This window comes from Gilliamella sp. wkB178 (assembly GCF_001690705.1).
Lineage (GTDB): Bacteria > Pseudomonadota > Gammaproteobacteria > Enterobacterales > Orbaceae > Gilliamella > Gilliamella apicola_K.
Genome location: NZ_LZGK01000011.1, coordinates 288,776 through 313,285, shown reverse-complemented (window position 1 = coordinate 313,285; position 24,510 = coordinate 288,776). Strand labels below are relative to the sequence as shown.

Below are 24,510 nucleotides of genomic sequence, written 5' to 3'. Positions count from 1 at the left end.
TTAAGCAACCAAAGGACGGTTGCAGCGGCAGGGGCAACCCGAGCCGCTTTTTAAAAATGCCAGCCATCGTGCTGGCATTTTTATGTTTGTTAAGATGTTTCCTGAGAGGGGTATGTTTCAGTATAAAAATCAGCTAATCAGTCACGCTGCCGCTTAGGCGTTAAGAGGGATTGGTGTGAATCCCTCTTAACAATCTCCCCACACCCCGCGGGAAGTAGTGGTCACTGCGTGACTACCCTCGCTCACTAATTGGCACTTAACGAACCGCCGCGTATCGCACCTCCCTGTGCGCCCACGACTCACCCGGCTTCCTGCCGGCTGTTCTATGCCAATTACCTCCCTCGGCACCACTTAAGCGGGGGAATAAAAACCAATAGCATTCAGCAATACCAAGTAATTAATAGGTTAGGGTATTAAGTCATTTAGATAATGGGTTTTTAGGTGTTCAATTGGCCGTTGGATGGTGCCGACAACTGAGGGCGGTTAGCACGGCAAACAGGGAGGTTTGCCGAGGGAGTGCTTTGTAGGACTGGTCACGCTGCCGCTTTTTCGTTAAGAGGGATTGGTGTGAATCCCTCTTAACAATCTCCCCACACCCCGCGGGAAGTAGTGGTCACTGCGTGACTGCCCTCGCTCGCTAATTGGCACTTAACGAACCGCCGCGTATCGCACCTCCCTGTGCGCCCACGGCTCATCCGGCTTCCTGCCGGTTGTTCTATGCCAATTACCTCCCTCGGCACCACTTAAGCGGGGGAATAAAAACCAACAGCATTCAGCAACACCAATTCTGTAATAGGTTAGGGTATTAATTCATTTAGATGATAGGGTTTTAGGTGTTAAATTGGCCGTTGGATGGTGCCGACAACTGAGGGCGTTAAGACCAAGCGAAGGCGGAGGGCAGTCGTAGACCACCATCTGCAGGCCCGCGTTTGGGTTGTAAGGGAATTTTCGCGTTAAAATTCCCTTACTCGAGCGTCGGCACCGCAATTAAAATAATCACCTAACTATAAAACGCTCGAAACCTAACGGACTATAATTAGTAAAACCCAATAACACCTGTCAAGATGTTTCCTGAGAGGTATACGTTTCAGTATAAAAATCAGCCCCAAACCCAGCCCCAGCCCCAAACCCAGCTCAAAAATAAAGCAAATCCCTTCATCTTTACTATTCTTTACAAATAAACTCAATAAAATAGTAGTTAAAATTTATCAAGGCGTTATACTTTTAACGATGAGTGGTGCGGAGGTTAATTTTCGCGCACTCAAATGGAAAAAGTGTAAATAAAACATAAAATTACTTGACGGAATCTTCATCATGCCTTATACTGGAAGACACAAGACACAAGACACAAGCACTGGCAGCTTTACGTCCAAAATCTATCACAACACACTGTAGTTAACTCATTTCACCGAAGTGATAATTTAGTCCGCGATTTAATCCCCGATTTAGCTCCGTGCCGTCGGCAATCCAATTACCCAAATCAGCAGTTACCGCCATTATCACTAATTAAGCGCCAAGCACGTTTAGGTTCTAACTTAAAGCGTTGTTTAGCCTTAATGCCGTGGCTATTGTTGCCGTATGTTACTACTACCCAAGCGTTGTCCGCCACTACCGCCCAGGTAATCCATGGTACTGAGCCATATTTAACCTTTGATAATGGGGTAACTAAGGTTACGACTACGGAGGGTCTGTTAGGTATTACCATCTCCGACGGTACTACTCAAACCACCTACACACCGGATAATACATCAACCGCAGCCAACCCCATAGTGCTGCCGGTAGCCAATCAGCGCTTTACCGATATTGGTATGCTGGTGCCTACCACTACCGATTCAATCACTTTAAACGCTCTAATTGGTGCCCCGTATAATTACTGGGGCGATGATGATGGTGATGGTCAGGGTACTAATGGTGTTACCGCTACCGGTAATTTAAGCGTGAGCATTACCGATAAAGACAATCAAGCAGTGAGTCGTAGTGCTACCTTAGATTTATGTAAAGCGCCTTATAAAGTAGAATTAACCAGTACAGCTGGTAGTTTAACCACCCAGTATGGGCTGCCTAATAGTAGTAGTTTCAGCGGAGGTACTGCCACTTATTATATCAGTCCTAAAGCGCCACCTAAAATCTGTTATGCTAGGCCGAGTCTGCAATTTGGTTCAAATAATGAGCCAGGTGGGGGTTTCTTAGGATGGAACTTCGCCGGCCCCGCCACTATCTGGAGTCCAACTAAAGGCTTTCTGGTGCAATCCACTGAGTCATCAGGTTACAGTCGTAACTTCCCGACTACCGGGGCAAATAAGCTGTATTTTGATTTAGACATAGGTGGTGTGAATGGTTCAGCATTGACATGGCCAACAGTCAGCCAAGGAGGTATTACTGCTACCATGACGCCATCCCCCGATAATGCTAATAATATCCGCGTCACCCTCACTGGTCCGGCGGCAACAGCATCCCAACAAAGTTCAGCCACACCGGGTAGTATCGCAACTCCTACCTTGCCACAGACATTCGTGTTAATAGGTAAAGATAGTAGTAATAACGAGGTATTAAAATATGGTTTTAAGTTACAGCATTGGTTCGTCAACCGCGGAGAGAAATATGCTAATTATGCTAACACCTCATCCTGGTGTAGTAGTTTAGGTGGTGGTTACCGTCTGCCTCAGGTCAAAGACTTAACTAACGCGGTGTGTACAAGTCAAGCAATAGCTGATGGCTGGAGGTGCCAAGGAGCAGTGGGCGCCACGCCTTCATCAACTGTTAATTATTACCAACGTAATATTGGTGCTGGTTTGTTCACCGAATGGGGCTTCATGTACTCTTATACCGCTGCCGGCTTCGTCAGTGACTACTTCTGGACAAGTGACAGCAACGGTTCATACCGGTTCTATGTCAACTTGGTCGGCATCGTTGACAGCTATAACCACAGCATCACCTACCATGGGGTTTGTGCCTATCCTTAGTCCTTAGTTCTTAGTCCTTAATCCTTAAGTCACGGGTGTTTAATAAGGGGTAATAAAGTTTAAGCAACCAAAGGACGGTTGCAGCGGCAGGGGCCACCCGAGCCGCTTTTTCGTTAACAGGGATTGGTGTGAATCCCTCTTAACAATCTCCCCACACCCCGCGGGAAGTAAAAACCAATTAATTTCATAATAGTCTTGTTGTTAAGGTGTTAAATTGGCCGTTAGATGGTGCCGACAACTGAGTGCGGTTAGCACGGCAAACAGGGAGGTTTGCCGAGGGAGTGCTTTGTAGGACTGGTCACGCTGCCGCTTAGGCGTTAAGAGGGATTGGTGTGAATCCCTCTTAACAATCTCCCCACACCCCGCGGGAAGTAGTGGTCACTGCGTGACTACCCTCGCTCGCTAATTGACACTTAACGAACCGCCGCGTATCGCACCTCCCTGTGCGCCCACGGCTCACCCGGCTTCCTGCCGGCTGTTCTATGCCAATTATCTCCCTCGGCACCACTTAAGCGGGGAATAAAAACCAACATCCAAGCATAAAACGCTCGAAACCTAACTGCTTCAAATAACTAAAGCACAATAACGACTGTCAAGATGTTTCCTGAGAGGTATACGTTTGCGTATAAAAATGGCAACATATTTGAGTGTGGATATTGGTTAGCTTGGTTATAAATAAAAATTATAAATATATATAAATATATTATTTAACAGCAAAAACGTGGTTTTGTATTATACTTTTAACTTCGGTAACTACTTAAAATTTAAACCATGCATAAACTCGCTAATCGACTTGACCACTTTTCTGATTCTGTTATTCGGCGCATGACTAGAATTGCTAATCAATATGACGCCATTAATTTGTCGCAAGGTTTCCCGGATTTTGATCCGCCAAGGGAATTGATTGATGCCCTTAAACAAGCGGCGGAGCAGGGGCCGCATCAATATGAAATTACTTGGGGCTCGAAAGAGTTTCGCCAGCTTTTAGCCAACAAACAGCAAAAATTGATGAATATTGACATCAACCCCGATGAAAACGTGCTAGTTACTTGTGGTAGTACCGAGGCAATGATGTGTGCGGTGATGACTATTTGTAATCCTAAAGATAAAGTCATCATCTTTTCGCCATTTTATGAAAATTATGGTGCCGATGCTATTTTGTCGGATGCGACGCCGATTTATGTCCCCCTAATTCCACCAACATTTGAGTTTGATAAACAACAGCTACGACAAGCTTTTGAGCAGGGTGCGAAAGCGCTAATTTTGTGTAACCCTAGCAACCCTTGTGGCAAGGTGTTTAGTAAAGCCGAACTTGAGTATATTAGCCAACTGGCAATTGAGTTTGATGCTTATGTTATTACCGATGAAGTTTATGAGCATATAGTATTTGCGCCATACCAGCACCTTTACTTATCCAACTTCCCCGGCATGCAACAGCGCACGATAACTTGTAGTTCGTTGTCGAAAACCTATTCCATAACCGGTTGGCGTTTGGGTTATATTATTGCCGATAAAGCCATTATTGATGGTTGCAAAATGGTGCATGACTTTTTAACTGTTGGTGCCGCGGCGCCATTACAAAAAGCCGCTTGTGCCGGGTTGGCACTCGGTGATGATTATTACCAACAATTAACGGCAACTTATACCGCAAAACGGCAATTATTTTTACAAGGCTTGGATAAAATTGGCTTGCCATATTACGAACCGCAAGGTGCTTATTATGTGTTAGTGGATATTTCTGCCTTTAACCCGTTTGCCACAGATTTTGAGTTTTGTGAATGGTTAATAAAAGAAGTCGGTGTTGCCGCCGTGCCGGGTTCGGCTTTTTTCAAACAGCCGGAATATCGCTATATTCGTTTCCATTTTGCTAAACAACAATCAACGCTCATTCAAGCTTTAGAAAGACTATCCAAATTTAAGGAAAAATTATCATGTTTAAGAAAATAATCGCATTAAGTGTGGCTATGGTAGCCGCTTTTACCTTGTTAACTGGTTGTGACAATGCCAAAAAAGACAACCAAATTATTGTTGGTGTTGCTGCCGGCCCATATGGAGACATGTTTAAACAAGCTATTGCTCCCGGATTAGCCAAAAAAGGTTATAAAGTCGAAATTCGTGAATTTAGCGATTATGTGCAACCTAATCTTGCTTTAGCCAATAAAGAAATTGATGCTAACTTATTTCAACACCTTACTTACCTTAATAATTTTAAACAAGCACGTAATTTAGATATTACCGCAATTGGGTTTGTGCCAACCGCAGGTGCCGGTATTTATTCTAATAAAATTACTGACTTTTCACAGTTGAAAAGTGGCGACCAAGTTACTATTGCCAATGATGTCACTAACGAAGCGCGCGCATTAAGAATTTTACAAGCTGCCGGTTTGATTAAGTTAGATCCAAACGTGGATAAAAATAATCTTACCCCTAGCAATATTGTCGAAAATCCGTATAACTTAAGCATTGTACCAATTGAAGCGCCACAAACACCACGCTCATTAGATAGTGCGGTATTGTCGGTGGTTAATGGTAATTATGCGATTGGCGCTGGTTTGGATCTGTCTAAAGCCTTATATACTGAAACGTTAGACAAAGATCATAAAAATGTGATTGCGATTCGTAGCGAATCTAAAGACACCTTAGGTAAAGATATTATTGATGTGCTTAAATCACCGGAATTTTCGCAAGTGATTGAAGACAAGAATGGTATTTTTTATACCTTCCAAAAACCGGATTATCAATTATTTTAATTATGGAAAATAAACCCCTTATTCAAGTAAAAAATGTATCGGTGCGCTTTGAATCGAAAGATCATGTGATTGAGGCGGTCAAAAATGTGTCATTTGATGTTAATAAAGGCGAAATTTTTGGCATTATTGGTTCCAGTGGCGCCGGTAAAAGTACTTTGGTAAGAACGCTAAATCGCCTGGCCGATCCTTCGTCCGGGCAAGTTATTATTGGCGGTACCGACATTAAAACGCTGAGCGGCCATCAACTGCAGGCCTTTCGCTTCCAAGTCGGTATGATTTTTCAAAATTTCAATCTGGCTTCATCAAAGACTGTATATGAAAATATTGCCTTTGTGCTTAAAGCTGCCGGCAAAAAAGGTGATGCCGTTAAAAATAGGGTTAAAGAGTTACTTACCTTAGTGGGCTTGAGCGATAAAGCCAATGCCTACCCAGCCGAGCTTAGTGGTGGGCAAAAGCAACGCGTCGGCATTGCCCGCGCTTTAGCCAATGAAGCCAAAATACTGCTGTGTGATGAAGCGACTAGTGCCCTCGATCCAACCACAACCACGGCAATTTTAGAGTTGCTTAAGCAGCTTAATCAAGAATTTGGTTTGACTATTGTGCTGATCACCCATGAAATCGATGTAGTTAAAAAAATCTGCCATCGCGTAGCAGTGATGTCGCAAGGCGAAATAGTGGAAATTAATAACACTTTCAACCTATTTGCGCGACCAATACAGTCATTTACCCAAAACTTCCTTAATGTTGATGAAAATACCAAGCTACCTGAAGTTATTCAACAACATGCTCAAGGCAAATTAGTGCGTTTGCGTTATGTTAATGAAAACGCTACCCAGCCGGTTTTGTACCAAGCGGCAATGGAAACCAAGGTTGCTTTTAATATTTTGCATGGTTTCATTGAGTATTTTAATGAACAAGCACTGGGTAATTTAGTGATTGAACTCATTGGTGAACCCGATAATATCCTTAATCTAATTACTAAATTACAACAACAAGGTGTGATTATTGAGGAACTAAATTAATGGTAAAACTGACAATTGCTGAAATGGCACAAATGTTATGGCAGGCCGCTTACGAAACTTTCATCATGGTTAGTTGGTCTTTATTAGCTGGGATTATATTTGGTACCCTGATTGGGCTGTTACTGTTTTTAATGTCTAGCCCATTCTTCTTTAAAAATACTGTGATTAATAGCATTGCCAATTTTATTATCAATGCTACCCGTTCGATTCCATTTTTGATTTTAATGGTGACGGTGTTGCCTTTAGGGGCCTTATTTGTGGGCACTACCGTAGGGCCGAAAGCGGTGATCTTCCCATTAGCTTTAGCTGCGATCGCGTTTTATGCCAGATTGGCGGAAAATGCCTTTAGCCAAATCGACAAAGGGGTGATTGAAGCTGCGGTTGCCAGTGGCGCATCCCATATGCGCATTATTTGGGGCATATTATTCCCGGAAGCACTGGCACAGTTAATTCGCCATGCCACGGTAACCACTATCTCTTTGATTAGTTTTAGCTCCATGGCTGGAGTAGTTGGTGGCGGCGGCATTGGTGATTTAGCGATTCGTTATGGTTATCAACGTTATGTCACCGAAATTCTGGTTCTATGTATTGTCATTCTTATTATGGTGGTAATGTTAATCCAATTTTTGGGCGATAAATTAGCTAACCATTTTGATAGAAGTTATAAATAGTCGGTAACACAACATGAACACAATGATAGAGATTATTACGAGTATTATTAATGATGATAAACGGGTTATTGGGCAAAATGATATTCCGCAAGCGCAGCTGAGTGATGGTTTAAAACTAAAATATGGGCACGCCAATGTATTAGTCTACCCAATAACCACTCAAGAAGTGGCGCAAATTGCCCAATATGCCAATAAAAATGGTATCAACATTACTACTCGAGGCGCCGGTACTAATTTAGTCGGTTCCACCATTCCGGATAAAGGCATCATTATTGATTTATCTTTGATGAACAAGATTATTGAGCTGGATAAAGACACCTTTACCATTACTGTGCAACCAGGGGTGTTATTGCAGGATTTACAACAATTTGTGGAGCAACACGATTTGTTTTATCCGCCTGACCCTGGGGCTAAAAATTCTACTATCGGTGGCAATATTAGTACTAATGCTGGTGGCATGCGGGCGGTGAAGTATGGGGTTACCCGTGATTATGTGCAAGCGCTGGAAGTGGTCATGGCGGACGGCAGGGTATTAAATATTGGTAGCAAGAATGTTAAGGATAATACCGGGCTGGCATTAAAGCAGCTGTTTATTGGCAGCGAGGGCACTTTAGGCATTATTACCCAATGTACTTTGAAATTAATTGCTAAGCCGAAAGTGTTTGAAACCTTAATTGTGGGTTTTAATAGCATTGAACAAGCTATTGCCAGTATTACTACCATCTTGCATACTTTAACGCCAACAGCACTGGAATTTGTGGAACGCAAAGTTGCCGAATGGGGCGAACGTTTTTCGGGTTTTCAATTCCCGCTGCCTGACTCCCATGCGTATTTGATTATCATGCTAGATGGTGCCGATCAGCAAATGATTGCTCAGCAACGCCAGCAATTATTGGCCAATTTAGGCGATCGTGATTATTTTATTGCGGCAACTGAGCAGCAAGCACAGCAAATTTGGAGTGTACGCGGCTCTTTAGTGCGCGCTGTTGAAGCGGTGACTGAACAAGATCCGATTGATACCGTAGTGCCAATTAACCGCATTGCCGATTTTATCAATTATACTAAGCAGTTAGAATTAGATACTGGGGTCAGAATGTTAGCCTTTGGTCATGCCGGGGATGGCAATATTCATTTATGTATATTGCGTGATGGCCGTGACGAACACCAATGGCAGCAAGCGCTGGCGCTAATTCACCATGCAATCTATCAGAAATGCCACGAATTAGGGGGATTGCCTTCCGCCGAACATGGCATTGGTACCGCTAAAGTGCAATATTTTAATGCGGCTATCCCTGAGGCCAATCGGCAGTTAATGCGCCTGATTAAACAACAGTTCGATCCTAATAATATCCTTAATAATCAAGTTTATGTAACTCAAAAATAACTGCTGATGGTTTTTAGGATGAAACTAACAGCTAACTAACTATTTTTGTTTAGTTAGCTGTGTCTTGAGATTATGCTAACAACCAAATCCCACTCAATTAGTTCAGCAGAACATTAGCCACAACAGCAATCAACAAAATACTGAATGATGCGGTTATCTGGTGTTAGTTCCGGGTGAAACGAACACACCAACACATTTGCTTGTTGTGCCATTACCCCATGATTGTCGATAAAAGCTAGTTGCTTAACTTGATCACCCGCTTGAATAATATAAGGGGCGCGAATAAAAATCGCCGGAATTTGCTTACCGATGGCGCTTATATCAAGAGCCGTTTCAAAGCTATTAATTTGCCGCCCAAAGCCATTGCGCTCGACACTAATATCGATCAACTGTAGTTGCTCAACTTCATGCTCAGGCGTGGATGAACCACAAAGCACTAATCCGGCGCAAGTACCAAAAATGCCTTTGCCTTGCTGTGCCATTTGTTTGATAGCCGGGGCTAAATTGTTTTGCTTAATTAAGCGACTGATAGCGGTTGATTCACCACCCGGGATCACTAAACCAGCTAAATTTGCTAATTGGGCGGCATCTTTAACGGCAATGGCTTGTACATTAACAAGATGGTTGAGCGCATTAAGGTGCTCACTAACCGCACCTTGCAAATTCAAAACCCCTATTTTTTTTGTGGTTTTGTGCTGAGATAATTGTGCCATTACCAACCCCGATCTTGCATTCTTTCCGATGCGGTTAATTGGCTAATTTCAATCCCTTGCATAGCATCACCTAGTCCTTTAGAAAGCTCAGCTAAACGTGGATAATCATCAAAATAAGTGGTGGCTTGTACAATCGCCTTGGCAAATTTTTCCGGTTGTTGCGATTTAAAAATGCCGGAACCCACAAACACACCATCGGCGCCAAGTTGCATCATTAAGGCGGCATCGGCCGGGGTCGCCACGCCACCGGCAGCAAAGTTCACCACCGGTAATTTACCGAGTTGTTTGACCTGTAATACTAATTCGTAGGGAGCGCCGATTTCTTTGGCTAAAGTCATTAATTCATCATTGGATTTACTGGTTACCAAACGAATTTGCTCATTTACTTTACGCATATGGCGCACCGCTTCAACTATGTTGCCAGTGCCCGGTTCCCCTTTAGTGCGCAGCATGGAGGCGCCTTCACCAATGCGGCGCAAAGCCTCACCTAGATCACGACAACCACACACAAATGGCACCACAAATTCATTTTTGAGCAAATGGTATTGATCGTCAGCCGGGGTGAGTACTTCACTTTCATCAATATAATCAACGCCCATAGCTTCTAAAATACGCGCTTCGACGATATGCCCAATCCGCGCTTTGGCCATTACCGGAATGGTGACTGCTTGCATGACTTGTTCCACAATTGTCGGGTCAGCCATTCTGGCAACACCACCGGCAGCACGAATGTCAGCAGGCACTCGTTCTAATGCCATCACGGCTACTGCGCCTGCTTGTTCGGCAATTTTAGCTTGCTCGGCATTAATCACATCCATGATCACGCCGCCTTTTTGCATCTGCGCCATGCCGCGTTTAACCGTTTGCGTACCTGTAACTTGATTCATTATTTACTCCTAATTAATTATTGTTAGTGTTTCCGAGGGTTATTATTCAAAAATAAATTACAGCGATAAACAGCCAATTGGACTATAATACAGCCATCCAATTTTATGCATCTGTCAAGATGTTTCCTGAGACATATACGTTTCAGTATAAAAATGTGGCTATTATGTGGAATAAAGCAAAATTAAACGCCTTTGATGGCGCACTGTTTGAGAAGTTAACCGCGCTAGTTGAACATTATATTGAGCAGGGATTGTTAATCTCCGGCGAACGGTTGCCAGCGGAACGGGAGTTAGCTAAAAACCTAAACATTAACCGTTCTACGGTGGTGCATGCGCTCGATATATTGACTGAACGTGGCATTTTGCTGCGACGAGTCGGCAGTGGCACCTTTGTTAATGATAAAAAGTGGGGCGTTCAGGCGAGTTCGACTATTAACTGGCGTTTGCCGGCGCATTTTTATCAAAATAAACAATCGCTTTATCAACAAAAAGCTGAACAACTACGCAAACAAAATACCGCTATTTGTGATCTGGCTAATGGTGATTTACCCACTAGTATGATCCCTAAATTGCGGTTAGCTAATGTGTCGTCACATGAGCTGGTGATGTATGAAAAAAATAGCGATCAGTTACAGCTCGGTTTGCCGGCACTCAAACAACAAATTGTTGATTATATGCAACATAGCTTCAATATGCTGGTGGATGACAGTGAAATCCTAATTACGTCAGGAACTCAGCAATCGTTATTTTTGATTACTCAAGGTTTGCTAAAACCCGGTGATGCCATTGGTATTGAGTCACCTTCATATTTTTATTCATTGCCTTTATTTCAGGCGGCAGGTTTGCGGTTGTATGGTATTGAATGTGATGACCAAGGCATTATTTTGAACAGCTTACAAAAAACTGTCCAACAGCACCAAGTTAAGTGGTTATTTTTAAATCCTACTTTTCAAAATCCCACCGGTTTGCTGATGAGTGCGGCGCGTAAACAAGCCGTTTTGGCTTTTTGCCGATCACAATGTATCGGTATTGTCGAGGATGATGCTTATAGTGGCTTAGCCTTCGATGCTAATTTAACCATTACGCCAATCAAGAAATTTGATCATGATAATCAGGTGATTTATTTGGGGTCACTGTCTAAATATATTGGTCGTAATATCCGCGTGGGTTGGATGATTGCTCCGCGCAAGGTTATTGAAAACTTGGCTAAAATTAGGCAACATATTGATTCGGGCTTAAGTATTTTGCCACAATTATTGGCACAACAATACTTGCAACATTACTATGTTAGTCATCAACAATTATTACGGCAACAATTGCAGCTCAAAGCGCAGCAGTTAATGAGTTGGTTGGATAGTTATTTCCACGGCGCAATAAATTATACTAAACCTTTAGGTGGTTTGCATTTATATGCACAGTTACCTATAACCAGTGTGCAGCAGGAAACAGCATTGTTAAATCAGTTGCTTGCCTGCAATATCATTGTCGCGCCTGGCGTGGACTTTGGTGATCAGCTTGGTAACATACGCTTAAGTTATGGACATTTCGATCAGAATCTGCTTTTATAGCTGACATTAATTATTTAGGTAACTTGACACATTATGGAAAATCTTAAAACCACATTATTATCCACTAATAAGCTATTGTTAGTTGCCGGCACCGGTTGGTTGTTTGATGCAATGGATGTTGGCTTGCTATCATTTATTTTAGCGGCATTGAAACAAGATTGGGGCTTATCACCGGCACAACTGGGTTGGATTGGTAGTGTCAACTCAGTGGGCATGGCCGTCGGCGCCTTTGTGTTTGGTATTTATGCGGATAAAAAAGGCCGTAAATCTGCCTTTTTATTCACTTTATTGATGTTTAGTATTGCTAGTGGTTTAAGTGCTTTTGCTTGGGGTTTAAGTAGCCTATTAATTTTGCGATTTTTTATTGGTATGGGCTTAGGTGGCGAGTTACCGGTAGCCTCAACGCTAGTCAGTGAAAGCGTTGCTCCACAGGTACGTGGCCGCATTGTTGTACTTTTGGAAAGTTTTTGGGCTGTGGGTTGGGTATTGGCGGCATTAATTGCTTATTTCTTAATTCCATTACCAACAGTAGGTTGGCGTGGTGCCATGATTTTATGTGCTATCCCGGCATTTTATGCCTTGTATTTACGCTTTAACTTACCGGATTCACCAACTTATAATCGCCTAAATAACGGAGCTAAAAAAGAGTCAGTGGTAACTAAAATACAATTGTTATTGTGTCCACAGTTTCGTAAATGCACCTTAATGTTATGGATTGTATGGTTTTGCGTAGTCTTTTCTTATTATGGCATGTTTTTATGGTTACCGAGTGTCATGATGATGAAAGGTTTCGATATGGTGAAAAGCTTCGAATATATTTTAATCATGACAATTGCTCAGTTGCCCGGTTATTTTTCAGTAGCGTGGTTAATTGAGCGAGTAGGGCGCAAATGGGTATTAGTCACGTATTTGCTAGGTACCTTAGTTAGTGCCTATCTGTTTGGCGTGGCTGAATCTGTTAATCAATTGCTGATCTATGGTGCTTTACTGTCGTTTTTCAATTTAGGCGCTTGGGGGGCAATGTATGCCTATACTCCGGAACAATATGCAACCAATATTCGTGCCACTGGTTCGGGCATGGCAGCATCAATTGGCCGCATCGGCGGCATTTTAGGGCCACTAATGGTGGGATTATTAATGACCCAAAATATGGCTGTAAGTACCATTTTTGGCTTATTTAGTTTATCAATTTTAATCGCCATTGTAGCTATTATTGGTTTAGGTAAAGAAACTAAACAAAGCGTATTAAACTGAAAAAACACATTCCAACTTTTCCTAGCCTAATATATATAGGAAAAGTTGTTTTACTTATCTCCCTAGTTATTATTTAATTTTATTGCTCAGCATTTTAGTGGCGACGAGCAGATATTGTACAAATTCATTTATTCGTTGTTTAGGCATTTGAAAGCGTACACCCGAGGTACTAATTGCGGCAATAACATTACCATGTTTGTCAAACACCGGTGCGGCTAAGCATGTAACTTCATCAAAATCTTCGGCATCATCAAAAGCCCAACCTTGTTGCTTAACTTTTATTAACTCTTGTTTATAAGCTGTTTTGGTGGTTATGGTATTTGGGGTTTTTGGGGGTAGGTTTTCATCCGGGAATAGATCGTCAACACGCTGTTCGGGTAACCATGCTAAAAGTACTTTTCCCAATGCCGAGCAATGTAATGACAGTTTACGCCCGAGCCAACTTTTAACTTGAATAGCATTGGGGCTTTCTACTTTGGCTAAATAAATAGCCGAACTGCCATCTAATATCCCTAAATGGCAAGCGAGCTGGGTTTTATCACGTAAAAATGTCAATGGTTCAATTGCCAGATCTTTAATATTAAATTGCTCAATGGCTTTATTACCAAATTCATAAAAATTAAGGCCTAAATAGTATTTATTTTCGTTCTGGCGTAGTAAGCCATTGGCAACTAAGCTGGTTAATAACGCCGAGGTTGAACTTTGTGGCAATGATAAACCTTGATAAATTTGGGTATAAGTGGCCCCCCCTTTTTCAGCAATAAAATGAAAAATGCGCGTTGCTTTATCAATAGCCGGGGCTTGGGTAACTACTTTTTTCATTATTTTTTACACCAATATATTGAGACAGTTATAAGTATAAATATATTTTGGCTAATTAATAAAGTTAATTTAGTCATTATTATTGTTGATATTTGATCTGCATCACACAACAAGAAAATTACTATTGAGTTGTTAGCTAATAAGTTGGATAGTATTCATACAATTATCTATTGAAATAATTATCCATATATTGGTGTTAAATTTATTAAGGAATTTACTATGAAAAAAACGTCTAAATTTTTTGGTGCCTTCTGTCCAGCTATCACTCCATTTAATACAAAAAATAAAGTTGATTTTGCGGCTATGGAAAAGCATTACCGTATGCTAACTGATGCCAAGATCAATGGGATCTTAGTAAATGGTACTATTGGTGAATTTGCTACATTAAGTATTAATGAACGCTTAGCGATTATTAAACAAGCGCATCAATTTACAGATTTGCCTTTGATTGTGAATGTTTCAACTACTGTGGTTGACGATATGATTCGCCTTGCTGATGCTGCTTATGATGCCGGCTACCCAGCAGTAATGGCTTTACCACATTATTATTTGGCACAAACAGCTAATCAGTTATATGAATACTATAAATACTTAGATTCTAAGTTCTCAGGCAATTGGTTTATTTATAATTTCCCTGCGCGTACCGGTTGCGATGTGGATGCTAAATTAGTAACCAAATTAGCAACTGATTTTCCTAAATTCATAGGTATTAAAGATACAGTTGATTGTTCCTCACATACTCGTTCTATAGTATTAGCTACCCAAGCAATCCGTAAAGATTTTGCTGTTTTTGCTGGTTTTGATGAATATTTTGTGCCTAATTTAATGAATGGTGGCGCGGGTGTTCTATCTGGTTTAAATAATGTGGTGCCGGAACTTTTTGCTAGTGTCATGACCGCATTTAACAAAAATGATTTTAAAGAAGTGGCTCGCTTACATAAAGAAATTAGCCGTTTATCCAATATTTACAATATTGGTGATGATTTTGTAACCACTATTAAAACTGCTGTTGCTGAAAAACATGGTTATTTAAAATCAAAATCAAGAAATTTTGGTGGCAAATTAAATTCTGAACAAATAAAAGAAGTAAAAAAATTATTCAAGTGATAATTAATTTAGCTGTGATTTCATAACGATAAATAAATTATAACAATCACAGTTATCACTAGCTAGTTGATAAAAATAATGAAAGTTAAATTAGTACTAAGGAGTAATAAAACATGACATATCGTATGATTTTGAATGAAACCTCTTATTTTGGAGCTGGTTCAATTAAGCATTTAATTGATGAGGTGAAAAAGAGACATTTCAAAAAAGCACTAGTAGTTACAGACAAGGACTTAATTAAATTTAAAGTGGCTACTAAGGTGACAGATTTATTGGATAAAGCAGGATTTCAATATGAAATTTATGATGAAGTCATTCCTAATCCTAGCATAGCTGTGGTTAAAAAAGGGGTGGAGGTCTTTAAAAAATCCGGAGCCGATTATTTAATCGCTATTGGAGGTGGTTCACCACAAGATACAGCTAAAGCCATCGGTATTATCATTAATAATCCGGAACATGCTGATGTGCGTAGTTTGGAAGGCGCAATCCAAACAAAACATCCAAGTGTGCCAATTATAGCAATTCCAACCACAGCAGGTACTGCGGCCGAAGTAACTATCAACTATGTGATCACTGATGAAGAGAAAAAACGCAAATTTGTTTGTGTTGACCCACATGATATTCCAATTGTTGCCATTATTGATTCAGAAATGATGGCTTCAATGCCGCCTAAATTGAAAGCAGCAACGGGTGTGGATGCGTTGACACATGCAATTGAAGGTTACATTACGAAAGGTGCGTGGGAGCTTTCTGATATGATGCACCTTAAAGCGATTGAAGTTATTTCGCGGGCATTACGGAGTTCTGTAAAAGGGGAAGCTAAAGGTGCTGAAGATATGGCGCTTGGTCAATATATTGCAGGTATGGGCTTTTCTAACGTTGGTCTTGGTTTAGTGCACGGTATGGCACACCCATTGGGAGCATTTTATGGCACTCCGCATGGCGTTGCTAATGCAGTGTTGTTACCACATATTATGGCTTATAATGCTGAATTTACTGGCGATAGATTCCGTGATATTGCTAAAGCCATGGGCGTTAAAAATACTGAAAAAATGTCAATAGAAGAAGCGCGTACAGCCGCGGTTGAAGCAGTAAAAGCTCTTAACAAAGATGTTGGCATTCCACCAACACTGCGTGAGATAGGTGTGGTTGAATCAGACATTCCTGAGCTGGCAAAAGCAGCATTAGCGGATGTTTGTACCGGTGGTAATCCACGCGATACTAACCTTAAAGAAATTGAAGCTCTTTATCGTTCTATTTATTAATAATTTACCATTGCCTTTGCATCCCATAGTTTTATTTCTATGGGATGTATGTTAGATTTAAATCCCTTTCATATTTCTACTAGGCAGGTTGATTTTGCATCTTTCAGCTAAGGCTTTCCATTATTTAGGTATAATTGCGACAATTGCCTCTTTAGGCATGTATGTTTCTTATATCCCACAAATAATTGATAATCTCAATGGTTTTAAATCTAACCCCACCCAACCGTTAGCAGCGGCAATTAATTGTTCTCTCTGGGTTGGTTACGGTTTATTACAAGAAAAAAAGGATTGGCCGATTGCCATCGCTAATTCCCCAGGTGTCTTTTTTGGTTTGATAGCATTTTTTACCGCATTATAATTTTTGAATAGTTTTTGTTATTAATTCTTAGCTATAGTGAAAGGTTTTATAGTTTCGCTATAGCTATTTTTTTAGTTGTCAGTATTAGCAAATTTTTCTAAATTTATTCCATTTTTGTTTGATGTTTTGGTTGACTTTGTCGATAAAAGTTAACCCAATTTTAGGTGGGTTATTATTTAATCTTGATAATATATTTATAATAATCATTATGTTATTGAGTTATCAACAGCTTTGTTAAATACTTATCAAATGCTTCGGTGCATAATTTTTTGTTAACCATAACTGTGAAAATTCAATTTATAGTTTCTGCCATTGTAATGGGTTCAAGAACATATTATAGTAAAAGATATCTTTTTTAATCGATTTCAATTGGTTATCGAAAAATTAAGGTATTTATTACGGTTTAAGCTTGCTAATGTTGCCGTGCTCTAGTTTGAGGATTTTTTAACTAGTTACAGGTTGAATAAGTGAGTTTACTAATATAAGGGTGGAATATTTATGACTAAAATTAATCTTTCAGATGATTTAATAAAAGACTTTATTTATTCAATGTATCGTAAAGAAGTCTTATTGAATCTAAAAGGTGTAGTCTTAACCGAAGAAGATCGAAATACCTTACATGAGAAGCGTGATTTTGTGAATAGTTTATCGACAGATGACTTGGCAGATATTCGCTCTTGGATATTGAATAAACTGAAATTATTAGAAGATCAGCAAAAGTAAATTACGCGTAATTTCCACAGATTAGCTTTGCAATATTTTATATGTTTGGGGTTAGAAAAATATTTTTTCATCATTAGCTAAAAGTATATAGACAGTTTTACTAATAGTCTTATAATGCTGATGATAATAACCTCACTTATAATAAAAGGAAAACGTATGAAAAAGCTAGTCTCTGTTGTGTTGTTAAGCCTACCAATGGTTGCTGCTGCATCAAATTGTGATGAAATCAGTGGTAATATTGCCGAAAAAATTCAAAATAATGGTGTGCAGTCATCTCAGTTTCAATTAAAGCTTGTTCCTGCCGACCAGTCACAACAAGTTGAAGGTCAAATTGTTGGTTCATGTGATCGCGGTCAGCAAAATATTGTTTATGTGCGTTTGGATGGAGTGTCTGCTGCAACTAAAGCTGCTACCAAAGCAACTAAAGCTGAAGCCCCAGCCCCAGAAGCTAAGCCAGTGGAACAACCAAAAGCTGAAGAGCCAAAAACTCAAGCACCTGCTGTAGAGTCTAATTCACAGCCAGCAGCTGAATCTACTCCTGCTTCTGCTCCAGCTGAAACATCTGCCCCAACTTCAGCTCCTGCTCAAAATTAAGTCGGTTTACTCTATAAGTTAATCTTTCCCACTATTAACATAATGGGAAAGATTGATTGGATAACTGTTACAATAAATCGTGATAGTTATGTCTGATTGAATCATCCCACACACTTGCTTGTACTTGGCCAATATGCTGTTGTTGTAACAGTAACATGACTAAGCGTGATTGACCAATGCCCCCACCAATAGTTTGTAGCAGTTCACCATTGACTAATGCTTGGTGCCAAGCAAATTGTAAGCGAGCTTCGTCGTTAGTAATTTTTAGTTGGCGTTTTAAGGTTTCCGGATCAACACGGATGCCCATAGATGAAATTTCAAAGGCACTATTTAATACCGGGTTCCAAACTAGAATATCACCATTTAATCCTTGTGATCCTAATTCGTTATCGCTACTCCAATCATCATAATCTGGTGCGCGCACATCGTGCTTTTCATTGTTAGATAATTTGCCACCAATACCAATTAAAAATACGGCACCTAACTCTTTAGTAATGGCATTTTCACGTTCTTTTGGAGACAAGTTAGGATAACGTTTTAATAGTTGTTCACTATCCATAAACGTAATGGTTTCTGGTAAAAAACGTGGTAAATGGTACTTTTCGGCTACCGCTTTTTCGGTGGCTTTAATAGCTGAATAGATTTTCTCTACGGTTTGTTTTAAGTAAGTTAAATTGCGATCTTGTGGGCGCATCACTTTTTCCCAATCCCATTGATCCACATAAACCGAATGAATCGGTGAAAGTTGATCTTCGTCAGGTCGCAGCGCTTTCATATTAGTATAAATCCCTTCACCTACTGCGAAATGGTGATCACTTAAGATTTTACGTTTCCATTTAGCTAGGGAATGTACCACTTCAAATTGGGCATTAGGAATGGCTTTCACTTTAACTTGAACCGCTTTTTCAGTCCCGGATAAGTTATCTTGAATACCATCGCCAACTTGGCTTAATAATGGTGCTTGTACTTCAATTAGTGATAAATTGTCAGCTAATTGCTCAGCAAAAAAATGTTTTACAAAACTAATTCGTTGTTGTTGTTCTTTGAATGATATAGACATATTGACTCTTTAAATAATTATTAACGGACATTTGCTAAAGTAAACTAGAATATAAAAATATGCAAGCCAGTAATAGCTTACTTTTAATGGGAATTCTTTTAATTGCTTTTTTGACAGTAACTTTCTATGGTTTTATATAATGTATAGTTTGTCATGGTTTATATGTATACAATGCGAATATCGGTTAATAATCAGTTGCATTATTTTCTTCAAAAGTTATCATAGTTTCTTGATTTATTTCTAAATGAGGCCTCAAATGATCAAATCCTTTTTTTCATTAATATTAACTAGTGTTTTGCTGTTATCCACGTCTCTATCTTATGCGGATGAACCTACATATGTTGTAGGTGCTGGGGGTACCTACCGGCCATTTGAATATGAAAATAGTGATAAACAACTAGAAGGTTTCGATATTGATCTAATTAAAGCGATTGCACAGGCTGAAAATTTTAAAGTCAAACTAATTAATACCCCATGGGAAGGTATTTTTGCTACTTTAGATAATGGTGAACGCGATATTATTATTTCAGGAATTACTATCACGGATAAACGTAAAAATTCAGTTGATTTTTCATTACCTTATTTCCCTGCAGAACAAGTTATTGTCACACAGAAAAATTCTAAAATAGCTGCTATAACTGATTTAAGCGATAAGACGGTTGGTGTAGTGAATGGTAGTACTGCCGATGTAGTTGTTTCAAAAGTTTTGGGTAAAAATAGTACCTCCATCAAACGTTTTGATAATACGCCATTGTTATTGCAAGAATTATATGAAGAGGGTATTAATGCAGCTGTAGGTGATGTTGGAGTTGTTAAATTTTATATTAAAATGCATCCAGGTAAAGAGTTTAGTTTAGTTTCGGATAACAATTTTGAATCACAATATTTTGGTATTGCGGTTGCTAAAGGTAATGACAAATTACGTAATATTATTAATTCTGGATTAAGAAAAATTATTGAAAATGGCACATATGCGAAAATCTATACTAAGTGGTTTGATAGTAGTGTTCCATCTTTACCACTAGAATCTAAACAGTAATTTGGATCATTCATGGCATTTAATTGGGATATTATTTCTGAGTACTTACCCCTGTTTATGGAAGGGGCGAGGATGACAATTCAATGTACAATATTTTGTGTCATCTTTGGTACATTATGGGGATTGATATTAGGCATCGGGCGAACTGCTTATACTAAATATGGCTTTTGGAAATATGTGCTTTATTTTTGTGTCCAGTGGCCGGTTAAAATTTATGTTAGCGCTTTTCGTGGCACACCATTATTTGTACAAATCATGGTAGTTCATTTTGTTTTAATGCCATTTTTAATTAATCCACGTGATGGGTTATTGGTATCAGATAAACTTCTTTCTATTGATACAGCTCGTATGCTACGTTCTCAATATGGGGCATTTATTTCGTGTGTAACTGCTATTACATTAAATGCCGGAGCTTATATTTCCGAAATTTTCAGAGCGGGAATTCAATCAATTGATAAAGGGCAAATGGAGGCCGCGCGTTCATTAGGAATGGGTTATGGCAGTACTATGCGCAAGGTCATATTACCTCAAGCATTTCGAAGAATGCTTCCTCCATTAGGTAATAACGCAATTGCTATTCTAAAAGATTCGTCATTAGGTGCAGCAATTGGTCTGGCCGATTTAGCTTTTGCCGCTAGAACATCCGGTGCAGCTTATGGTTCTTATACCGAACCTTACCTAGTTATTTCCTTAATATACTGGATAATGACATCGATTCTATCTTGCATAGTTAGATACTTAGAAAAAAGGTTAGGCAAAAGTGATTCACATTAAAAATCTACAAAAGCAATTTGGTGATATCCATGTTTTACGTGGCATTTCATGTGATATTGAAGAAAAAGAAGTAATTTCAATTATTGGTCCCTCAGGTTCTGGAAAAAGCACATTTCTGCGTTGCATTAATGGATTAGAAGAAATTACCTCTGGTGAGGTTGAAGTTAACGGTTTTCAAGTACAGGATCCCAAAACTAATATTAATCGTTTGCGAGAATCGGTTGGTATGGTGTTTCAGCGCTTTAACCTTTTTCCACATATGACAGTTTTACAAAATTTAATTTTGGCGCCAATGGATGTCAAAAAGATGTCTAAAAGTGATGCTATTGCCAAGGCTGAAAGTTTATTAGTAAAAGTTGGTTTACTTGATAAAATTGATGCTTATTCAAATCAATTGTCAGGTGGTCAACAGCAACGAGTAGCCATTGCCAGAGCATTGATGATGGAACCTACAGTTATGCTTTTTGATGAACCAACCTCAGCGTTGGATCCTGAATTAGTTGGTGAAGTTCTTGCTGTGATGAAATCCCTTGCATTAGAAGGCATGACTATGGTTGTGGTTACCCATGAAATGGGCTTTGCTCGAGAAATGTCTGATCGGGTTATTTTTATTGATCAAGGTATTATCCAAGAACAGGGTTCACCTGAACAAATTTTTAAAAATCCGCAAAATGAACGAACTAAATTATTTTTGAGCAAAGTTTTATAGATAAATTTGCTGTTGCAGATCTTTATAAGTTTAATTCAAAAAAAACCGTTCCTAAACAGAACGGTTTTTTTATTTACTAATAGAATAAATACTGAATTATGCTTGGTATTTCTTCATAACAATTGAAGCATTAGTACCACCAAAGCCAAAGCTATTAGACATTACCGTAGTCAATTCACGTTGGGTTGGTTCAGTAATAATGTTCATACCAACGGCGGCCTCATCAAGCTCATCAATGTTAATACTTGGCGTAATGAAACCATGTTCTAACATTAATAATGAATAAATTAACTCTTGCGCACCCGTGGCACTTAATGAGTGACCAGTCATTGATTTGGTTGATGAAATTGCCGGAATATTGTCACCAAATACTTGTTTAATCGCCCATAACTCTTTAACGTCACCCACTGGAGTTGATGTTCCATGAGTATTGATATAATCAACTGGCACATCTAAATCTTGAATAGCAAGTTGCATACAACGCATTGCACCTTCGCCAGATGGCGCAACCATATCATAACCATCCGATGTGGCTCCATAACCGACTAATTCACCATAAATATGTGCACCACGCGCTAGCGCATGTTCTAATTCTTCAACCACTACCATGCCAGCACCGCCAGCAATAACAAAACCATCACGATTGGCATCATAAGCACGTGACGCTTTTTCAGGGGTATCATTATATTTGGTTGATAAAGCCCCCATGGCATCAAATTCGCACGACATTTCCCAACACAGTTCTTCACCACCGCCAGCAAAAACCACATCTTGTTTACCTAATTGAATGAGTTCGGCAGCGTGGCCAATGCAGTGTACTGAGGTTGCACATGCAGAAGTCATTGAATAGCTAATACCTTTAATTTTAAATGGTGTGGCCAAACAAGCAGAAATGGCGGAAGACATTGATTTGGTTACGGCATAAGGACCAACGCCACGCAAGCCTTTTTCTTTCATTCCGGCAACAACAGCATATTGAGTTTTAGTTGATCCACCATAACCGGCAATTAAACCAGTGCGAGGGTTAGATACCTGCTCCGGTGTTAATTTAGAATCCTCAATTGCTTGCTGTAAAGCTAAATAACCATAGATAGAAGCATCATTCATAAAGCGCACAACTTTACGATCAATTAGCCCGGTTGTGTCTAATTTTACATTACCACACACATGGCTACGCATCCCGCTATCTTTCATTTCTTGTGAAAAAGTAATTCCACTACGTCCTATTTTTAGTGATTCTAACACTTCCTTAGTATTATTGCCGATGCTTGACAGAATCCCTAAACCTGTAATCACAACACGTTTCATTTAATGACCTACTCCTAAATTATCTGGCTTTATATGAAAAATTGTTGAGATTATAGCTTACACTTGTAAGCTGAACAATACCTATCCGCTATTTATTCATTTTATGTGATGTTATTTATTCCTTTTTTACAATAATTTGTATATTCCTTGTTCATATTTGGGGCGAAATTTTAAAATTATGTTGCAGTAAATTGTTTTTTTAAGGACTTGCAGGGCATAAAAATCTGGCTATAATACTGTATATAGATACAGTTATTTAAGTGGATTTACAATGAATGAAAATATAATGACTAAACTTGAAATATTAGCGGAATCAGCTAAATACGATATTTCATGTGCTTCCAGTGGTACAACTCGCAGCAATAAAAATAAAGGGATTGGCAGTGCCTATGGTTGGGGGATTTGTCACACCTTTACTGCAGATGGTCGTTGTATTTCATTACTTAAAATAATGCTGACTAATTACTGTATGTTTGATTGTGCATATTGTATAAATCGCCACAGTAATGATATCCCCCGAGCCGGGTTTACACCGCGGGAATTAGCTGAACTAACCATTGAATTTTATCGTCGTAATTACATCGAAGGACTGTTTTTAAGTTCTGGTATTGTTAGAACGCCAGATCATACTATGGAAAAAATGATTCGTGCGGTAACCATATTACGCAACGAATATTCGTTTAATGGTTACATCCATATGAAGGCTATCCCCGGGGCTAGTAATGAACTAATTAGCCAAGCAGGGTTATTGGTCGACAGAATGAGTGTTAATTTAGAAATTGCTACCGAAAAAAATCTTAAATTATTAGCGCCGGATAAAGATCATCAAAGTATCTACCAACCCATGCGCTATATTCAACAAAACCTACTGGAAAATATTGAAGATCGTAAAAAGATAAAGTCGACCCCCAAATTTGTACCGGCAGGGCAAAGTACGCAAGTGATTATTGGCGCCACTGACGAAAGCGATCAGCAAATTTTGCAATTAACCGCCAAATTGTATAAAAGGCCAAGTATGAAGCGGGTATATTATTCTGGTTTTATTCCGGTTAACAGTTATGACAAACGGCTACCGGTAGTACCAGAAGTGCCCAGAGTGCGGGAAAACCGCTTGTACCAAGCCGATTGGTTATTGCGGTTTTATGACTTTGATGTCAATGAAATAGTCAATGAACAGCACCCGGATCTGGATCTAAGCGTAGATCCCAAATTATCATGGGCGATCCGTAATCCACAATTTTTCCCGATAGACGTAAATCGAGATAGTTATCGCAAAATTTTGCGTGTACCTGGCATAGGGGTTAAATCGGCCAAATTAATTGTCATGGCTAGAAGGCATCGTAAATTGAATTTGCAAGCTCTTAAACGAATTGGTGTGGTACTAAAACGAGCCCAATTTTTTATTATTTGCCATGAAATGGATCAATTCAAATTACTGGATTCTTCGGCTGAGTATATTCGTCTGTCTTTACAAGAACAACCGTTACTTCAAAATAAAACCGCAAACATGCCACAACAGTTAGTAATGGGGTGGTGATC

The 24,510-nt window shown here is 39.6% G+C and carries 22 protein-coding genes; 17 read left to right on the top strand and 5 right to left on the bottom strand.

The annotated features are described in order from the left end of the window. The first annotated feature begins 1,556 nt into the window (after window positions 1-1,556). The 6 genes from A9G13_RS02990 (at window position 1,557) to A9G13_RS02965 (ending at window position 8,790) form a co-directional block, all read left to right on the top strand. Window positions 1,557-2,963 carry a hypothetical protein gene (locus tag A9G13_RS02990; protein ID WP_065556129.1) on the top strand — a complete coding sequence of 469 codons (1,407 nt, stop codon included), beginning with the start codon at window positions 1,557-1,559 and terminating at the stop codon, window positions 2,961-2,963. Between the two features lie 771 nt (window positions 2,964-3,734). Further along, window positions 3,735-4,910: a pyridoxal phosphate-dependent aminotransferase gene (locus tag A9G13_RS02985; protein ID WP_065556128.1), complete on the top strand. Its 1,176-nt coding sequence runs from the start codon at window positions 3,735-3,737 to the stop codon at window positions 4,908-4,910. Continuing rightward, complete coding sequence (locus tag A9G13_RS02980) at window positions 4,895-5,713, top strand: MetQ/NlpA family ABC transporter substrate-binding protein (protein WP_065556127.1); 819 nt, start codon at window positions 4,895-4,897, stop codon at window positions 5,711-5,713. The genes A9G13_RS02985 and A9G13_RS02980 overlap by 16 nt, the downstream gene beginning before the upstream one ends. Before the next feature lie 2 nt (window positions 5,714-5,715). Then, window positions 5,716-6,735 (top strand): methionine ABC transporter ATP-binding protein, encoded by a 1,020-nt coding sequence (locus A9G13_RS02975; protein WP_065556126.1) that lies wholly within the window; start codon window positions 5,716-5,718, stop codon window positions 6,733-6,735. Continuing rightward, window positions 6,735-7,406: a methionine ABC transporter permease gene (locus tag A9G13_RS02970; RefSeq protein ID WP_218059133.1), complete on the top strand. Its 672-nt coding sequence runs from the start codon at window positions 6,735-6,737 to the stop codon at window positions 7,404-7,406. The genes A9G13_RS02975 and A9G13_RS02970 overlap by 1 nt, the downstream gene beginning before the upstream one ends. Window positions 7,407-7,428: 22 nt before the next feature. Beyond that, window positions 7,429-8,790, top strand: coding sequence for an FAD-binding oxidoreductase (locus tag A9G13_RS02965; RefSeq protein ID WP_065556375.1), 1,362 nt, complete (start codon window positions 7,429-7,431; stop codon window positions 8,788-8,790). 113 nt (window positions 8,791-8,903) lie between these two features. Here A9G13_RS02965 and pdxT read toward each other — a convergent pair whose 3' ends face one another. Beyond that, window positions 8,904-9,503 (bottom strand): pyridoxal 5'-phosphate synthase glutaminase subunit PdxT, encoded by a 600-nt coding sequence (gene pdxT / locus A9G13_RS02960; RefSeq protein WP_065556125.1) that lies wholly within the window; start codon window positions 9,501-9,503, stop codon window positions 8,904-8,906. Further along, window positions 9,503-10,390 (bottom strand): pyridoxal 5'-phosphate synthase lyase subunit PdxS, encoded by an 888-nt coding sequence (gene pdxS / locus A9G13_RS02955; protein ID WP_065556124.1) that lies wholly within the window; start codon window positions 10,388-10,390, stop codon window positions 9,503-9,505. The genes pdxT and pdxS overlap by 1 nt, the downstream gene beginning before the upstream one ends. Window positions 10,391-10,554: 164 nt before the next feature. On the opposite strand from pdxS, the gene A9G13_RS02950 reads away from it, so the two are divergent. Together A9G13_RS02950 and A9G13_RS02945 are read left to right on the top strand one after the other, a co-directional pair. Then, on the top strand, window positions 10,555-11,958 hold the full coding sequence (locus tag A9G13_RS02950; RefSeq protein WP_065556123.1) for an aminotransferase-like domain-containing protein: 1,404 nt from the start codon (window positions 10,555-10,557) through the stop codon (window positions 11,956-11,958). 33 nt (window positions 11,959-11,991) lie between these two features. After that, window positions 11,992-13,212 (top strand): MFS transporter, encoded by a 1,221-nt coding sequence (locus A9G13_RS02945; RefSeq protein WP_065556122.1) that lies wholly within the window; start codon window positions 11,992-11,994, stop codon window positions 13,210-13,212. Window positions 13,213-13,281: 69 nt separating this feature from the next. Here the strand turns inward: A9G13_RS02945 and A9G13_RS02940 are convergent, their stop codons facing one another. After that, window positions 13,282-14,034: an IclR family transcriptional regulator gene (locus A9G13_RS02940; RefSeq protein WP_065556121.1), complete on the bottom strand. Its 753-nt coding sequence runs from the start codon at window positions 14,032-14,034 to the stop codon at window positions 13,282-13,284. Between the two features lie 219 nt (window positions 14,035-14,253). Between A9G13_RS02940 and A9G13_RS02935 the strand changes: the two genes are divergently transcribed. The 5 genes from A9G13_RS02935 to A9G13_RS02915 all read left to right on the top strand — a co-directional run bounded on the left by A9G13_RS02935 (window position 14,254) and on the right by A9G13_RS02915 (window position 18,081). Then, window positions 14,254-15,141, top strand: coding sequence for a dihydrodipicolinate synthase family protein (locus A9G13_RS02935; protein WP_065556120.1), 888 nt, complete (start codon window positions 14,254-14,256; stop codon window positions 15,139-15,141). Window positions 15,142-15,254: 113 nt separating this feature from the next. Next, window positions 15,255-16,406, top strand: a complete 1,152-nt coding sequence (gene fucO / locus A9G13_RS02930; RefSeq protein ID WP_065556119.1) for a lactaldehyde reductase — start codon at window positions 15,255-15,257, stop codon at window positions 16,404-16,406. Window positions 16,407-16,500: 94 nt separating this feature from the next. Further along, window positions 16,501-16,764: a SemiSWEET family transporter gene (locus A9G13_RS02925; protein WP_081301135.1), complete on the top strand. Its 264-nt coding sequence runs from the start codon at window positions 16,501-16,503 to the stop codon at window positions 16,762-16,764. 498 nt (window positions 16,765-17,262) lie between these two features. After that, window positions 17,263-17,487, top strand: coding sequence for a hypothetical protein (locus A9G13_RS02920; RefSeq protein WP_065556118.1), 225 nt, complete (start codon window positions 17,263-17,265; stop codon window positions 17,485-17,487). A 156-nt stretch (window positions 17,488-17,643) separates the two neighbouring features. After that, complete coding sequence (locus A9G13_RS02915) at window positions 17,644-18,081, top strand: DUF1161 domain-containing protein (protein ID WP_065556117.1); 438 nt, start codon at window positions 17,644-17,646, stop codon at window positions 18,079-18,081. Between the two features lie 67 nt (window positions 18,082-18,148). On the opposite strand, the gene asnA is transcribed toward A9G13_RS02915, so the two are convergent. Continuing rightward, complete coding sequence (gene asnA / locus A9G13_RS02910; protein WP_065556116.1) at window positions 18,149-19,141, bottom strand: aspartate--ammonia ligase; 993 nt, start codon at window positions 19,139-19,141, stop codon at window positions 18,149-18,151. A 256-nt stretch (window positions 19,142-19,397) separates the two neighbouring features. Here asnA and A9G13_RS02905 point away from each other — a divergent pair, with 256 nt between their 5' ends. Genes A9G13_RS02905 through A9G13_RS02895 form a run of 3 tightly spaced genes read left to right on the top strand, consistent with a single transcriptional unit; the run spans window position 19,398 to window position 21,663 of the window. Next, the gene (locus A9G13_RS02905; protein ID WP_065556115.1) at window positions 19,398-20,180 is read left to right on the top strand and encodes a basic amino acid ABC transporter substrate-binding protein; all 783 of its coding nucleotides are present in this window, start codon (window positions 19,398-19,400) and stop codon (window positions 20,178-20,180) included. Window positions 20,181-20,192: 12 nt separating this feature from the next. After that, the gene (locus tag A9G13_RS02900) at window positions 20,193-20,954 is read left to right on the top strand and encodes an amino acid ABC transporter permease (protein WP_065556114.1); all 762 of its coding nucleotides are present in this window, start codon (window positions 20,193-20,195) and stop codon (window positions 20,952-20,954) included. Next, complete coding sequence (locus A9G13_RS02895) at window positions 20,941-21,663, top strand: amino acid ABC transporter ATP-binding protein (protein ID WP_065556113.1); 723 nt, start codon at window positions 20,941-20,943, stop codon at window positions 21,661-21,663. The genes A9G13_RS02900 and A9G13_RS02895 overlap by 14 nt, the downstream gene beginning before the upstream one ends. A gap of 96 nt (window positions 21,664-21,759) precedes the next feature. Here A9G13_RS02895 and fabB read toward each other — a convergent pair whose 3' ends face one another. Then, entirely contained in the window at window positions 21,760-22,971 is a 1,212-nt protein-coding gene (fabB, locus tag A9G13_RS02890; protein WP_065556112.1) for a beta-ketoacyl-ACP synthase I, read from the bottom strand. Window positions 22,972-23,242: 271 nt separating this feature from the next. Between fabB and A9G13_RS02885 the strand changes: the two genes are divergently transcribed. Then, on the top strand, window positions 23,243-24,508 hold the full coding sequence (locus A9G13_RS02885; RefSeq protein ID WP_065556111.1) for a putative DNA modification/repair radical SAM protein: 1,266 nt from the start codon (window positions 23,243-23,245) through the stop codon (window positions 24,506-24,508). The last annotated feature ends 2 nt before the right edge of the window (window positions 24,509-24,510 follow it).